Annotated in this window: 12 protein-coding genes; 3 read left to right on the forward strand and 9 right to left on the reverse strand. The window is 60.4% G+C overall.

Annotated features, from left to right (window positions below; all coding sequences use genetic code 11):
- Nucleotides 1–129: 129 nt before the first annotated feature.
- Nucleotides 130–1,230, forward strand: coding sequence for an ornithine cyclodeaminase family protein (locus tag ACYVIS_RS01980; RefSeq protein WP_232742213.1), 1,101 nt, complete (start codon nt 130–132; stop codon nt 1,228–1,230).
- A gap of 51 nt (nt 1,231–1,281) precedes the next feature.
- Here the strand turns inward: ACYVIS_RS01980 and tcuA are convergent, their stop codons facing one another.
- Genes tcuA through ACYVIS_RS01995 form a run of 3 tightly spaced genes read right to left on the reverse strand, consistent with a single transcriptional unit; the run spans nt 1,282 to nt 5,211 of the window.
- A complete protein-coding gene (gene tcuA / locus ACYVIS_RS01985) occupies nt 1,282–2,781 on the reverse strand; it encodes an FAD-dependent tricarballylate dehydrogenase TcuA (protein WP_232742212.1) in 1,500 nt (499 codons plus the stop codon).
- Nucleotides 2,782–2,791: 10 nt separating this feature from the next.
- Nucleotides 2,792–4,225 (reverse strand): MmgE/PrpD family protein, encoded by a 1,434-nt coding sequence (locus tag ACYVIS_RS01990; RefSeq protein WP_232742211.1) that lies wholly within the window; start codon nt 4,223–4,225, stop codon nt 2,792–2,794.
- The gene (locus tag ACYVIS_RS01995; protein WP_232742210.1) at nt 4,222–5,211 is read right to left on the reverse strand and encodes a tripartite tricarboxylate transporter substrate binding protein; all 990 of its coding nucleotides are present in this window, start codon (nt 5,209–5,211) and stop codon (nt 4,222–4,224) included. Before ACYVIS_RS01995 ends, ACYVIS_RS01990 begins: the two co-directional genes overlap by 4 nt.
- A 180-nt stretch (nt 5,212–5,391) precedes the next feature.
- On the opposite strand from ACYVIS_RS01995, the gene ACYVIS_RS02000 reads away from it, so the two are divergent.
- Together ACYVIS_RS02000 and ACYVIS_RS02005 are read left to right on the forward strand one after the other, a co-directional pair.
- Nucleotides 5,392–6,798 carry an MmgE/PrpD family protein gene (locus ACYVIS_RS02000; RefSeq protein ID WP_232742209.1) on the forward strand — a complete coding sequence of 469 codons (1,407 nt, stop codon included), beginning with the start codon at nt 5,392–5,394 and terminating at the stop codon, nt 6,796–6,798.
- Nucleotides 6,795–8,150 (forward strand): MmgE/PrpD family protein, encoded by a 1,356-nt coding sequence (locus ACYVIS_RS02005; RefSeq protein ID WP_232742208.1) that lies wholly within the window; start codon nt 6,795–6,797, stop codon nt 8,148–8,150. Before ACYVIS_RS02000 ends, ACYVIS_RS02005 begins: the two co-directional genes overlap by 4 nt.
- Here the strand turns inward: ACYVIS_RS02005 and ACYVIS_RS02010 are convergent.
- The 6 genes from ACYVIS_RS02010 to ACYVIS_RS02035 form a co-directional block, all read right to left on the reverse strand.
- Nucleotides 8,147–8,866, reverse strand: a complete 720-nt coding sequence (locus ACYVIS_RS02010; RefSeq protein ID WP_232742207.1) for a GntR family transcriptional regulator — start codon at nt 8,864–8,866, stop codon at nt 8,147–8,149. The genes ACYVIS_RS02005 and ACYVIS_RS02010 overlap by 4 nt on opposite strands.
- Nucleotides 8,867–9,258: 392 nt before the next feature.
- Nucleotides 9,259–10,236 (reverse strand): Bug family tripartite tricarboxylate transporter substrate binding protein, encoded by a 978-nt coding sequence (locus tag ACYVIS_RS02015; protein WP_460873132.1) that lies wholly within the window; start codon nt 10,234–10,236, stop codon nt 9,259–9,261.
- Nucleotides 10,233–10,943 carry a DUF4286 family protein gene (locus ACYVIS_RS02020; protein WP_232742205.1) on the reverse strand — a complete coding sequence of 237 codons (711 nt, stop codon included), beginning with the start codon at nt 10,941–10,943 and terminating at the stop codon, nt 10,233–10,235. Before ACYVIS_RS02020 ends, ACYVIS_RS02015 begins: the two co-directional genes overlap by 4 nt.
- Nucleotides 10,944–10,974: 31 nt before the next feature.
- Nucleotides 10,975–11,961, reverse strand: a complete 987-nt coding sequence (locus tag ACYVIS_RS02025) for a Bug family tripartite tricarboxylate transporter substrate binding protein (protein ID WP_232742204.1) — start codon at nt 11,959–11,961, stop codon at nt 10,975–10,977.
- Nucleotides 11,962–12,029: 68 nt separating this feature from the next.
- Nucleotides 12,030–13,445, reverse strand: a complete 1,416-nt coding sequence (locus tag ACYVIS_RS02030; RefSeq protein ID WP_232742203.1) for an MmgE/PrpD family protein — start codon at nt 13,443–13,445, stop codon at nt 12,030–12,032.
- A 2-nt stretch (nt 13,446–13,447) separates the two neighbouring features.
- Nucleotides 13,448–14,203: an SDR family NAD(P)-dependent oxidoreductase gene (locus tag ACYVIS_RS02035; protein ID WP_232742202.1), complete on the reverse strand. Its 756-nt coding sequence runs from the start codon at nt 14,201–14,203 to the stop codon at nt 13,448–13,450.
- Nucleotides 14,204–14,433 lie beyond the last annotated feature (230 nt).

Consider the following 14,433-nt stretch of genomic DNA (forward strand, 5'->3'; position numbering starts at 1 on the left):
AACAGCCTGAAAAGTGTACTCCTTTATGTACCGTTTGAACTAAAGTAGCGAGTGCAATGCCGTGAATTTTCGCCATGCAATCCGAGACGGAATGCCAATTGCCCCGATCCGCCCAAAAAGGAGAAAAAAGTGCTTTTGATCGACAACAAGGTTGTTGAACGTGTGCTGAACATGAGCGACTGCATTGCCGCTCAGGAGGCTGCGTTCGCATCGCTGCTTACAGGCGGGGCAATTGGCCGCCCACGTATCGATATGTATGTTCCCTGCGATCAGGACAATGGCTACTATCGCTATGGCTCCGTGGAAGGCACCAGCGACGGCATACTTGCCGTGCGGCTCAAATCCGACATCCTTGTCTGGCCCAAGGCGGAAGGCAAGGCGGGCAGCGAGCAGAAATTCTGCATCGAGCCCGGAACCTATTGTGGGCTGGTGTTCCTGTTCAGTACTGGAAACGGCGCGCCGCTGGCATTGCTCAACGACGGCCACTTGCAGCATATGCGGGTGGGGGGAGCGGCGGGAATCGGCACGCGGCTCCTGTCACGAGAATCCTCGCGCGAACTGTGCATCATCGGTTCGGGCGGTATGGCCCGCACATTTTTCCAGGCGATCACGGCTGTGCGCGATATCAAACGCGTCCGCGTCTACAGTCGCACCCGCGCCAATTGCCTGCGCTTTGCAAAAGAGATGTCCGAGCATTCCGGCATCGAGGTTGTGCCCATGGATTCGGCGCGCACCGCAGTGCAAGGCGCCGACATTGTCGCAACCTGTACCGACAGCATGACCCCGGTCATAGAAGCCGCGTGGCTGGAACCCGGCATGCATGTGGTGGCACTGGCGCCTCGCGAACTCAACCAGGAAATCGTCGATCGCTTCGATGTAAAGATACAGCAAGGCCGGGAAGATTTGCCCATGCCCGAAACCGAGCGTTTCAGGAAGGGAATTTCCGGCAGCCCGGGTGCGTATGTGGCCGGCTCCGAAGAAGAGCAGATGCGCCTGCCCAAAGCCAGGCACCAGCGCATCCAGACAGAAAACTGGCCCATCTATACCGACGTGATTTCCGGCAAGGCGCCTGGCAGAGTCAGCGACGACCAGATTACCTTCTACTACACGGTTGGCAACTGGGGGGTTCAATTTTCATCCGTGGGCGGGCTGGTTTACCGCAAGGCCAAGGAACAGGGGCTGGGCACGGAGCTGCCGCTTGAATGGTTCATTCAGGACATCCGCAACTAAGCGGAACCCTGGCCCGCGGCACATAAACGGCATTCACCGCCGGCCGGGTTTTTATGCCGGCCGCATTGCCTCGGCTGCGGCACCCTGCCCCGCAATACGGCCAAATACCGCACCCGACACCAATCCCGTACCGCTAGGGTAATTGAAATAGAAAAGGCCGCCGACCATTTCACCGGCGCAGAAAAGGCCCGGCATCGGCGTCAGATTCACGTCCAGAACCTGCCCGTTGTCGGGCGATATGCGCAAGCCGCCAAAAGTGAATGTGATGCCGCAGGTGGTGGCGTAGGCATGATACGGGGGTGTATCGAGCGCTTGCGCCCAATTGGATTTCGGCGGTTCTATGCCCTGCGTTGCGCGTCCATCCTTGATGGCCGGATCGAAGGGAACATCGTCGCGAACGGACGCGTTATACGCGTAGGCCGTTTCCAGAAACGCCTTGGCGTCCACGCCTTCAAGCTTCCCGGCCAGTTCTTCCAGCGTATCGGCGCTGGCCTTGGTAATCATCTTGACGCGATATTCGGACCGCAGCAACTGATTGATCTTGGAATCGAACACCTGCCACGCGAATTGCCCCGGCTGTTTAAGCAGCTCGCCGCCGTACTTGGCATAGGTAAACGAATGAAAATCGTAGCCTTCATCGACGAAACGCTTACCTTTGGCATTGATCAGCAGCCCGAAAATATAGCTGTGCTTCTGGAATTGATCGCCTACATTGACATCGCCGAATTCGGGCGCGTTCAGGTCCCATCCGGTAGCGTGGCATCCAGACCAGTTGCCATAGGGGGCGGCACCCATGTCCAAGGCCATCTTCAAACCATCGCCCTGGTTGAAACGCGAGCCACGCACCTTGGCCAGCTCCCAGCCTGAGCCAAGATAACGCGTACGCATCTCGGGATTGGCTTCGAAGCCGCCGCAGGCCAGCACAACGGCTTTGCCCAGGAAGGTCGCGGGCCGGCCGCCCTGATTGGCCTGCACGCCGACGATGCGTTCATTTTCCATGATCAGCGATTTGGCGCGCGTGCGATAGTGGACCGCGATGCCCGCCTTGCCGGCGGCGCGGTCGAGGTACTGCACCAGGCCGGCGCCACCTCCGGACACTTCAATGGGCAGCCTGCCGAAGAACTTGCGCCGGCCATTGACCATGACCGACTGGCGGCCGTAATTGGGAACGAATTTCACGCCTTTGGTGCGCAGCCAGACCATGGTCTGGAGGCTTTGCGTAACCAGAATTTCCGACAGATGGGGGTCGGTGCGGTAATTGGTCAGGCGAAACAGATCATCGAAGAACTCGTCGGTCGTGTTGGTAAAGTAGTCGCTGCTGGCGATTTCTTCTTCGCTAAGATCGGTAACCAGCTTCAGGTCGTCCACGGATGAATAGGCAAAACGCATCACGCCGCCCGCAAAGCGGCTATTGCCGCCGGATTCGTCTTCCGCAGCCGCTTCGAGCATGGCGACGCTCGCGCCGGCGTCCCGTGCGGCAAGCGCGGCGCATAGTGCGGCATTTCCTTTACCGACGACAATCACATCGTACTGATAAGTCTGGTGTTCCAATTCAATGTCCTCATTCTATCGTTGCGCCATGAATCAGCGCGGTAATTTCGTCCACTCGGACCAGGGTTTCAACGCGCTCGACAAGATCGACAACCGCAGCAATGGCATCGTCGCGCAGGACGGTTGCGGCGCATAGGCGAAACTTCTCATGCAATCGATCTGCAGGCAGCGGGTTGGCGGAAGTGCGGCCCAGCGGCTGCTCGACCTGCGACGTCAGCACACGGCCATCGCGTAAAGTGATCCGCACCAGCCCGCCGAAATGGTTATCCGCGGCAAAGCCGCCGGCGCCGGTCTGGTCGTACGCCGCCACATGAACACGTTGCAACAGGGAGCGCACGCGAGAATCTTCGTGGGCATTGCCGTTGAAGTCGGCAACCCCGACGTGGCCATCGATCAATGCGCGGGCCAGCACGTACTGCAAACTGAATTTCGCATCCAGCGGGCCGGATGGGTCGGGCCGGTTGGTATGAGCCAACCGGCGCCCATGAATCGACGCATCGATACGGGCAACGTCATCGGGACGCGGACTGTGCAAGCGCACCAAGTCGAGCATTGCGTCGAGTGCCGGATGCGTGCTGCCGCAACAGGGGTATTGCTTGATGGCAATCCCGGGTTCGACGATATCCAGCGGATTCGCCCAGGCTGCCAGGGCGCGTTCGACATCGTAGGTGCCGGGGCCATTGAATACATCCAGAAACCCCTGCTTGTGCTCAAAGACATTGCCTGCGTTGGCGGTAAAGCCATGGCTTGCCAGGCGTGCGGCATACAAGCCATTGCGGGCGCAGTGGCCGACATGCAAGGGCTTGGTCATGGTGCCGAAATTCGCCTTGATGCCGGAGGCAAACGACGCGGCCAGCGCCAGCGCGGTGGCCGTGCCTTCGGCATCCAGGCCCATCAGTTTTGCACAGGCCGCCGCGGCGCCGAACGTGCCCATCGTGGCAGTAGGGTGCCAGCCCTTGGTGTAGTGATGAAAATTGACTGCCAGCGCAATTTTCGTTTCGACTTCGAAGCCGACCACATAAGCGGTCAGAAAGTCTTTGCCTGAACTGCCCAGATGCTCGGCCAGCGGCAACAGGGCCGACAGTACCGGGGCGGAGGGATGGCCGCCCAGCGTGTTGTTGCAATCGTCGAAATCCAGAGCATGCGACGCGGTGCCATTGATCAGGGCCGCATCGAGCATACCGACGCGGCGGGAAGTACCCAGCACCAGCGCCGGCCCTTGCGCCGGATCCAGGGCGCTTGCGGCAAGCCGGGCGGCATCTTCACGGCTGCCCGCAAGCGTGACGCCAACGGTGTCGAGAATCCCGACTTTGGCCCAATGCACGGCCATTTCAGGGACGTTTGCTTGCGAAAACGCGGAAACCCGCGCGCCAAGCTCGCGAGCGAAACCGCCCCGCGCCTGCATGCCGGCGATTGAAGGTGCTTTTTTAAGCGCACCCATCATGTATGTATTCCAAGCTGGGTAATCAATTTGCGCCACTTTTCTACCTGGGTGTGAATGTGGGCGGCAAACTGCGACGGGGTGCTGCCCACCGGATCCGAGCCATCGACCCGCATCCTCGCGGCTATGTCCGGCAGCTTGAGAATGTGGACGATTTCATGATTCAGCTTATTGATGATGGGCGCCGGCGTCCCGGCCGGGGCCAGCATGCCATACCAGTCTGTGACCTCGAAGCCCGGCACCCCCGCTTCGCTCATGGTCGGCAGTTGAGGCGATGCCGCCGATCGCTTGGCGGTCGACACGGCTATTGGCCGCAACCGTCCCGCCTCGATCAGATTGTTGGCCTGCAGGCGTGTGCTGAACAGCATATCGATTTCGCCGCTGACGACCGCTGTCATGGCGGGCGAGCCGCCCTTGTAGGGAACATGGGTCAGGGGAATCTTGGCCAGGGACGAAAACAGGGCGCCCGAAAGATGGCTCAGGCCACCGATACCCGACGATCCATAAGTCATGGGCTTGGAGCGACGCTTGGCCAGCGCGATCAGGTCCGCCACGGTTTTCACGGGCAAGGCGGGATTGACGACCAGCAGGTACGGTTGCGCGGTGATCTGGGTAATCGGGGCAAAGTCCCGAAACAGGTCATAAGGCAGCTGATGTCCCTGGAGTGTGACATTGACAGTGGCGCTGGCCGTGATCATCGTCAAGGAATAGCCGTCGGCGGGCGCTTTGGCAACCAGGGCCAGCCCTATCGTGCTATTGGCGCCGGGGCGATTCTCGGGAACAACGGATTGCTTCCAGGCTTCGGAAAGTTTCTGGCCGACCGAACGGCCAATAATGTCGGTGCCTCCGCCCGGCGCGAAAGGAATGACCAAACGTATGGGATGAGACGGATATTTCGCCGCCGCCTCCTGCGGCTGCCCGAATGCGTCCGGCATTGCGCCAGCGATTGCCAGCCCAACACCCAGTTGATTGAATTGCCGTCTGTTCATATCTATCCGCTCCTTGTCTCGTAAGTGGTTTTAATCTGTGCGGTGTGCGAAATCAGCCTGAGTCGGCCGAGTGCAAGACGATAATAGAATACCACGGTATACTATTTTTTGTGATCAGCTCTATGGCTAGCGCGATTTGCCAATGCGTTCCGTTTATTCATCTCTCACTTGACCGAGCCCATGTCTTCCAATACCACCACCCTCTCAGCAAACCCCTATACCCGGGGTATCGCCGGTTTCGTCTCAGGCCTGCAGTACGAAGCCATTCCACCGGAAGTCCTTACCCGCATAAAACTTCTGATGCTGGACTCCATCGGTTGTGCCATTTACGGCGCGAACCTGCCGTGGACGCGCATTTTGCAGAACGTATTGGGCGCGGTCGACACGACACGCCACTGCACAGTTTGGGGAACCGGCCGGAAGCTTTCGTCACCGCATGCCGCCCTGGTCAATGGCACGCAAGTCCAGGCCTTCGAACTGGACGACGTCCACCGCCAGGGCGTGCTGCACGTCGGCGCGGTGGTGCTGCCCGCCCTGCTCTCGATTGCCGAGTCGCGCCCGGGAATGACCGGCCGCGACTTCATTACCTCTGCCGTCGCCGGCTACGAAATAGGCCCGCGCGTGGGCATCTGCATGGGGCCCGAACATATCGCGCAGGGCTGGCACTCGGGGGCAACGTTGGGAGTATTCTCCGCGGCGGCCGGTGCCGCGCGCGGCCTGAAGCTGGATACGGACCAAACAGTGCACGCGCTGGGCATCGCCGGCACCCAGTCCAGCGGCTTGATGGCGGCGCAATACGGCGCGATGGTCAAGCGCATGCATGCCGGCCGCGCCTCGCAAAGCGGTCTGTACGGCGCACTATTGGCCGAACAAGGTTTCACCGGCATCGTCAATGTGCTGGAAAGCGAGTACGGCGGCTTTTGCAGCACCTTTTCGCGCTCGCAAGACCGCTTCAAGCTGGAAGAGCTCACCGCCGGACTGGGCCAGACCTGGCAGACGATGGGAGTAGCCCTCAAGTTCTACTCCTGTGTGGGAAGCAACCACAGTACCCTGGATGCAATCCGGGCCATACAGGCCCAGCGGCCGTTTGGCGAAGCCGAAGTGGAAAAGATCGTGGTGCATGGCTCGCAGGTGACGATGGATCACGTCGGCTGGAAGTACGAACCGCAGGGCCTTACCTCGGCCCAACTGAATCTGCCTTATTGCGTGGCCACCTGGCTGCTGGACGGCGACTGCTTCGTCGACCAGTTCACTGAAGACAAAGTGGCCGACCCCGAACGCATGCGGGTCGCCGAGAAAGTCCAGGTCATGCACGATGCCGCCATTACCGCGAAAGGCTCGAAATTCCGCCACATGGTGCGGGCCGAGGTCTTTTTCAAGGACGGCGCGCGCCTGGAGCACACAGTAGAAGCGGGGCGAGGCAACGAAAGAAATTTCGCCAGCGAAGCCGATATCGTCGAGAAATTCGACAAACTCGCATCGCACGTCTTGCCGAAGGCGCACATTGCGAAAATCCGCGACTGGATGCTGACCATGGAACAGCAAAGCGATGCGGCCGAACTGGCACGCCTGCTGGCCAAGCCATGACCACAGCGGCGTCGGAGCTTGCGCAATTTGCCGCCGGGCTGAGCCTTGAAGCCATACCGGCGCCCGTACAGGAGCGCGCCAGCGCCTGTATTTCCGACACCCTGGCCTGCTCGGTATACGGCAGCCGATTCCCATGGAGCGCGGCAACGGCCGGCTATGCGCGTCGATATGGCGCGGGCGGTCCCTGCACGCTGTTCGGTCTGAAAGAGAGCGTTTCCGCCCCGAGTGCGGCATTCGCCAATGCGGCGTCGGCGCATGCTTTCGAGCAGGACAGCTTGCGCTTTCCGGGGGCCGGCGTGCACCCGGGCGCGGCGCTGGTACCGGCACTGGTCGCCGCTTGCCAGGAAACGGGCGCCAATGGGGCGATGGCGCTGACCGCCTTCGTCGCCAGTTGCGAAGTGCTGTTCCGCATCGGAGCCGCCAGTCATCACAGCAGCGAAAAACTCGGTTTTCATGCGCCGGGACTGACCGGCCCTTATGGCGCCGCGATTGCCGCCGGCCTGATCTATGGCCTGAACGCCGTTCAGCTCGGCCATGCACTGGGCGTTGCAGGCTCAATGTCCGGCGGGCTGCTGGCCTTTACCAAAGCGAAGCACGGGGCGACGGTCAAACGGCTGCACATGGGGCGTGCCGCCGAAGCGGGAATTGTAGCGGCGCGTCTTGTGGCCGACGGCTACACAGGGCCGGAAACCATACTCGAAGGGCAATTCGGCTTCCTTGAAACATACTGCCGCAATGGCGATCCGGCACTTCTGACCGCCGGGCTGGGGCAGGAATGGGAAAGCCTGAAGATCTGCATCAAGCGCTATCCCTGCCACGTCACCGCGCAACCGTCCATACAGGCTTTGCGCGAACTCATGCGCGAACACGGCTTCAGCGGCGACGATGTCATTGGCTTGTCGCTATCGTGCAATGAAAAGGTGGCAAGCCATCACGATATCCGCGAACCGGGCGATGTCATGAAGGCGCAGTACAGTGTGCCGTTCTGCCTGGCCCTGGCCTTGCACAGGGATCCGGAAGATCCTGATTCCTTCGACGAATCGGCATTGGGCGATGCGTCCATCCGCCGAATATGCCGCGCAATCGAACTGCGCCCCGCGACAGGCCTGCCTTCGGCATGGAGCGCCCACCTGGCTGTTACTTTGCGCGACGGCCGCAGCTTCGAAACGCTGGCGAGCAGCTTCAGGGGCATGCCCGCGCATCCCCTGTCCGAACCCGAGCAACATCGCAGATTCCTGCTTCTGACGCAAAAAAACATGGGGGAAGCGGCCGCCTCGGCCTGGTACGGCCAGCTTGCGGCACTAGGCGCGCAGCCACGCTTTCCAGTGGGCGATCAAGCCGCGGGCATTTAAGCGCGCGGCGGCTTGGCGACGGGCCGCGGAAGGCTGCGGCGCCGAACCTCGTCGATCAAGATAGTGTGCTGCACCTTGGTTCGCGCGCGCAATGCGTTTTGTACGTGGCGCACGGCAATTTCCTTGGCAGCCGCTTCATCGCGCCGGGCAATGGCATCGCTGAGTTCGCGGTGTTCGGCCACGACCTGTTCGCGCCGCTCTTTGATAACCAGTGTCGATACATTGCGATACGCCGTTAGCGTGTCGGCCGTCAAGAGCAGGAATTTCAAGAGCAGTTGATTGTGAGCCGCCCGATAGATGACTTCGTGGAAGGTGCGATTGTGCTCGTACATTTGCTGCGGGTCTTCGGTGATCCGTGCCTCCGCCTCCACCAGATGCTGCAAGGTGGCGACCTCGGCGTCGGTGGCCTGCTTGGCGGCCATGGCCGCGGCGGCGCCTTCCAGCAATTGACGCACGGCGTAGAGTTCCTGCACCGCATTGTCGTCGATCGAAGCCACGACCAGACCTCGACGCGGATGTTGAGACAAGAGCCCTTCGTTTTCCAGACGCCGCAACCCTTCGCGAGCGGGAGTGCGGCTGATGCCCAGCCACTCGGCGACTTTGTATTCGGATACGCGCTCGCCCGGCTTGAGATCATTGGCCAGAATGGCCTCTCGCACCGACTCGTAGGCAAGGTCACCCAATAATAAATTAGCGTCGTTTACTTTCTTGATCATTGGCAAGTCAATTAAATTGGACTTCTGATTTAGTCCTGGCGGCTGCGGCGCCAAGTGCTTCACACCGGTGACCAACACATGCAACGATACACCGCTACAGCGAGAAGCATAATCGACTTTACCCGATTGCGAATTTACCGGCAGGCGCCGGCGACGGCGTAGTCAGCGGCACAAGGCCTTTTTGTGCGGCTGACTACGCTGGGGGCTGGCAAATTCTACTCTTTAAATCGGCTCGAACCAATTTGGCTGCATGCCAGCGGAGCGGCCGCTGGCCACAGCAAACGAATTCAATATTATTATTTCTTTCAGGCATCTGGCCAGTCGGAATACCGATGCCTGGTTTGCGCAAGCCCGCGGCAAACGCAAACTGGGCAGACAGCATGCGCTGTCGTTTATTCCGGCTTGAGACCCGCCGCTTGTACAACTTTTTTCCAACGAACGGCTTCATCCTCAACCAGCTTTCCATATGCAGGGCCTGATTCCGGCATAATGTCCGCGCCCAAACCTTGCAAACGTTTGATCAAGGCGGGATCTTTCATGGCCACCGCCGCCGCGCCTTCCAGCTTTTTCATGACGTCGGCAGGCGTGCCGGTGGGAGCATGCAGGCCAACCCAGCCAAATACTGTCGCTTTTGGATAGCCCAATTCGGCCACGGTAGGCACATCCGGCAACACGGACACACGCTTGGGGCTGGTGACCGCAAGAGCGTGCAATTTTCCGGCTCTCACTTGAGGGAGAGCGGATGGTAGCGACGGCGTGGCGATCTGCGCTTCACCAGTAACGGCGGCCAGAATGGCCGGCCCGGCGCCCTTGTAAGGCACATGAGTCCATTGCAGACCGGTTTCCATGCGCAATGCCTCACCGGCGAGATGCAGTGGCGAACCAATTCCACCCGAACTAAAATTGAGCTTGCCAGGCTCCTTTTTGGTCAGCGCAATCAGATCGGACAATGAATTGACCTTCAGTGCCGGAGTGACCACCAGGAGATGGGGCACCGTGACGAATAACGATACCGCCTGCAGATCCTTTAGTGGATCTATCTGCATGCGCTTGTACAGGCTGGGCGCGGTTGCCAGGCTGGCATCGCTGACCAGCAAAGTGTACCCGTCCGGCGCGGCGTGGGCCACATACGTCATGGCAATCTGGCCCCCCGCGCCGGCCTTGTTTTCCACTACGATCGACTCTCCCAACGCCTTGGACATGGCTTGCGCGATATTACGCGCCACGACATCGGTGGTTCCGCCGGGAGGATAGGGCACTACCCATGTGATCGGCCGTTCGGGGTAAGCAGCGGCCTGGGTCGCTGCGGGCACACATGCCGCAAAAGCGAACAACGCGGCACACGGCAGCAATTTCGCAAATTTGTTCATATTCTGTCTCCCAATATTATTTCGTTGCCGGCGGGCCGGCCCGATACTTCATAAAGCAGGCTGTAAATGCCGAAACCTTCTTCGCTCCAGCCCAATTCCGCAAGTGCTGTTGTGGATAAAAGCGCTGCGCGCAGCGGGAGAATCTCGGCTTGGCGTGTGGCCTCGATCAGCAGCACATAGTCAGCGGACCGATCCTGCTGCCCAACCGCGCGTACTGAATCCATGCGGGCGCGCACTTCGGGTGCGGCCTCCATCCAATGAACACCCACGATACCGTGCCGGCGCAGCAGCGCAGGCACCTGTTCATCCATGGCGGCGGCAAGCCCGGCCGGATTCGCGCCTGAGGCCTTAAGCCGCAAACTGGCCATCACAGCTCCCAAGCCCCTCCCCATGCTGGCCCTCACCCGGAAAGTGTTGCGCACGACATTGGAAAAACCGGCGCGAATACGCTGCGACTGATCGCTGATTTTCCCGACCAGGCTCAGATAGCCCTCGCTTGCCAGCGCCTCCGGCGTCGATGCCTCGAACATGGAAAAATAAGCTGGCTCCCCTTCCAGCGCCTGGTAGCGGCGAGCTCGCAGATACCCGCCAGTGTCGATCCGGTCGGGCAAATGCTCGTCGACATACCATCCATCTGTTTCACGGTCGAGTTGGGCTGCAACATCCAGCCAAAGCGCCAAAGCGCCGGATCCCATCAATGCACTCATTTCGTCTCCTTGTGCGGCTCTATGTCTTGATTCATTCGGCCTTGATTCCTGCCCCTTTTATGACCTCGGACCAGCGATCGAAATCGCTATGTATAAGAGCGGCGAATGCCTGCGGCGTCATGCTCATCGTCTCGGCACCGACCGCGGCCAGCCTTTTCTTTATGTCGGGATCGGCCACGGCCAGGAGAAGCGCGCGATGCACACGATCCACCACAGCGTCAGGAGTGCCCGCCGGCGCCAGCACACCGTTCCAGGTTGTCACGACCAAGCCCGGCATACCGGCCTCCTTGGCGGTGGGTACATCGGGCAGTGCGGGCGAGCGCCGTTCGCCGGTGACTGCCAGGGCCTTGAGCTTGCCGCCCCTGATCATGGTGATCGCCGACGGCAATGTAGCGAACATCGCATCAACCTGGCCGCCGATCAGGCCTATCAACGCCGGTCCGCCCCCCTTATAAGGGACATGCAGGATATTGACCTTGGCCAGCGACTTGAAGATTTCCGCCGTCAGGTGATTCGTACTGCCTACGCCGGACGATGCGAAAGACAGGCTTTTTTTCCGGGCCTTCGCCAGTTCGATCAACTCGGCGAACGACTTGGCGTCCGTCATGGGGCTCACCACCAGCACATTGGGAAATTCGGCAACCGGCATGATCGGCGCGAACGATTTGACCGGGTTGTACGGCAATGACTTATATAAAGTAGGACTCATTGCAATTTCATTCGTCGTACCAAACAGCAGCGTGTAACCATCGGGCTGGGAATTGGCAACCAATGCCGCGCCTATCGTTCCAGTGGCTCCCCCATGGTTGTCGACGATGACCGGCTGCCCCAGCTCCTTGCTGATCTTGTCGGCAATCGGGCGCGCGATCAGATCGGCGACGCCTCCAGGCGGGAAAGGAACAACCAAATGGATGGGCCTGGTCGGGTAGGCCTGCGCCTGACAAGCCAGCGGAGCCGCAAGCAGCGCTCCCAGCAAAGCAAAACTGCCGCAGCCGCGCCTGGAAAAAAGTCGGAACATGGATGTCTCCTTATCGCACTATGCGTTGTATGTTTTATGTTCAATTGAGAGGAAACCGAATCGGCCGGCTATGGAGCAGCCAGCAATTCGGTCAAATCACGCAAGTCGGCACAGTCCTCCAGACCGTCCACTGCATCATGCAGCGCCTGCGCGCGGCGCCGGGAAAGAACCGGTGCCGCGTAGCCGTAAAACTTGTCGGCCAACTCACCGGCATCCAGGGGAAACCGGGGGTGGCCCGGTGGATAGGGGCAACGATGACTACGCACTGTGCCATCGCGCATATGAAGATCCACGGCGCCACCCGCGGCCTGCGGCCACAAGTCATTCAAAGCGGGGTCTTCCGCCAGCTCCGTCCTGGCGAGCAATTCGCGCACCGTTGCGTCGGTCAGCCTCGCATCCGAGAATTGCGCCTCGCCGCACGCGCCGTCCAGCAGTGCGATAACCGTGCAATAGTAAAAACTGTGCTGGGCGCTTTCAATGCTGGCGGGATATCGACGCCCGGGATGGGCCGACGGAGTCCCCAGGGCAAAACCTGGTAGGTGTACGACTATTCTTTCGATATCGGCCGGGCGAGGCGCCGCGGCGCGATGCAGTTCAATCGCCGCACGTATCGGCGCCAGCGCCGTGGCGACCGCAGGGTATGGCTTGACACTGGTTTCCAGCAAATAATATCGATGACCATCTGAAACCGGCGCGGTCAGCGCCTCGAAATCCACGTGGCCGGCCACACTGGCTGCCCAGCCGTTCGCGCCTTCCATCAAGGGGAGCGGCCCTGTTACGCCATGGCCCGCCAGCAACGCGGCCTCAATGCCGGCCTTGGCGACCCAGGCTTCGGCTGTTGCCTTGATCATGGAAACCGCACCGCTTTGCAATTGCGCCAGCGTGTTCTGATGGGTGCCCGCTATGGCCATGGCGTGCGCCGTGCGCAAGGGATCGTCCCAACTGAGTCGCGCAGCCAATGCCGCTGTTGAAAACTGCGCATTGGTGCCATGATGCCAGCCGCGCCGCCACAGCGATGGTTCGCCCGCAAAATTGCATAAGCGCAAATGCACTTCGTACGCCGCCACCAGTGCGGCCAGAAGATCCTTGCCGCTGCGGTGCTCGCGTTCACCCACCGCCAACGCCACTGCCAGGTTGCCGCTGGGATGCGCCGGATCCCGCGCGAAGTAATAATCGTTGCTGTCCAAATAGCGCAGCAGGCTGCCATTGACGAAAGCGGCCAATGCCGCCGAGGTTTTTCCGCCAATTCCTATCAGCGTGGATTGCGCCGAACCGCCGCAATCGGCGGCCATGCGACGGACTGCTGTGCCGACATCGCTGTGCATGCCTCCATAGGCGCAACCGAGCGTATCCACGATCAGTGCCTTGGCGGTCGTGACGACCTCCGCGGGCAACTCGTCGTAGCGCACCGAATGCACCAGCCCAGCCAGATTCTCCAGCACCGTGGGCGCATTCAATTCGGGTTTTGTGGGCAGGGCATTCATCGTCAAAATGCGAAGCGGCTGGAGCCGCCGTCGACCGGGATGACTGTGCCGGTGACATAGCCGGCCAGGGGTGATGCCAGGAAAACCGCCACCGCGGCGATTTCCTCGGGTTCGCCGAAGCGGCCCAGGGGAATTTCAGCCTGTGCGTATTCGCGTTCGCTTTCCGCTGTGGGATAGCGCCGCAGTATTTGCTCGCTGCGGATACGTCCAGGCTGCAGGCAATTCATGGTAACGCCGTCTGCCGCGACTTCGCGCGACAGCCCCTTGGACCATACGTGCACGGCCGCCTTGGCGGTGAAGGCGGCATTCAGCATTCGCGGTTCCGACGTGCCGGTGAATGTGATAACCCTGCCCCATCCTTGCTGGCGCATGCCGGGGATGATCGCATGCGTCAGTTCCCGAATGCGGAAAAAGTTCAGTACCATGCCTTCCGTCCACTGCTCTCGAGTGGCATCGAACTGCACCGGCCGACTCGCGCCCGCCGCATTAATGAGAATATCCACATGGCCCAGCAGCCGCTGTGCCTCGGCGGCTACCCGCTCGGGAGCGTCTTCATCGTAGAAATCCGCCTCCAGGGCGGTAATCTTGCCGCGGCCTTGCCCGGCGACTTCGGTCGCGAGCTTGTCCACCAATTCCTTGCGCCGCGCCACCCCCACCACATTGACGCCGGCCAGGGCCAGCATACGCGCCGTGGCCCGTCCTATGCCCTGGCTGGCGCCAGTGACCAACGCCGTGCGTCCTGCGAAGTTCAATTCCATATCCGGTTCCCTTGTTGTAATGACGCGGCGGCGTTTGAACCGCTCTGTCTCTGCTGCTATTATTTCACTATAATGTCCATTCAATGAGACAATGGTTCAATTAATGATAATTATTGACGCGATGACCTGGTTTGTCAATGCCAGGAAATGACGGTTGCATAACGAGTCCCTACAATTCGTGGAGACCAATCAAAGAGAGAGCAGGCGGTAATGGAAGAAACAGGCAAGAC

Source organism: Paralcaligenes ginsengisoli, from assembly GCF_054781135.1.

What these genes read in the sequence shown, in the direction of transcription:
- ACYVIS_RS02000 (WP_232742209.1), top strand. Translation starts at nt 5,392, where the DNA reads ATGTCTTCCAATACCACCACCCTCTCAGCAAACCCCTATACCCGGGGT.
- ACYVIS_RS02020 (WP_232742205.1), bottom strand. Translation starts at nt 10,943, where the DNA reads ATGAGTGCATTGATGGGATCCGGCGCTTTGGCGCTTTGGCTGGATGTT.
- ACYVIS_RS02030 (WP_232742203.1), bottom strand. Translation starts at nt 13,445, where the DNA reads ATGAATGCCCTGCCCACAAAACCCGAATTGAATGCGCCCACGGTGCTG.
- ACYVIS_RS02035 (WP_232742202.1), bottom strand. Translation starts at nt 14,203, where the DNA reads ATGGAATTGAACTTCGCAGGACGCACGGCGTTGGTCACTGGCGCCAGC.
- ACYVIS_RS02025 (WP_232742204.1), bottom strand. Translation starts at nt 11,961, where the DNA reads ATGTTCCGACTTTTTTCCAGGCGCGGCTGCGGCAGTTTTGCTTTGCTG.
- ACYVIS_RS02005 (WP_232742208.1), top strand. Translation starts at nt 6,795, where the DNA reads ATGACCACAGCGGCGTCGGAGCTTGCGCAATTTGCCGCCGGGCTGAGC.
- ACYVIS_RS01995 (WP_232742210.1), bottom strand. Translation starts at nt 5,211, where the DNA reads ATGAACAGACGGCAATTCAATCAACTGGGTGTTGGGCTGGCAATCGCT.
- ACYVIS_RS02015 (WP_460873132.1), bottom strand. Translation starts at nt 10,236, where the DNA reads ATGAACAAATTTGCGAAATTGCTGCCGTGTGCCGCGTTGTTCGCTTTT.
- ACYVIS_RS02010 (WP_232742207.1), bottom strand. Translation starts at nt 8,866, where the DNA reads ATGATCAAGAAAGTAAACGACGCTAATTTATTATTGGGTGACCTTGCC.
- ACYVIS_RS01990 (WP_232742211.1), bottom strand. Translation starts at nt 4,225, where the DNA reads ATGATGGGTGCGCTTAAAAAAGCACCTTCAATCGCCGGCATGCAGGCG.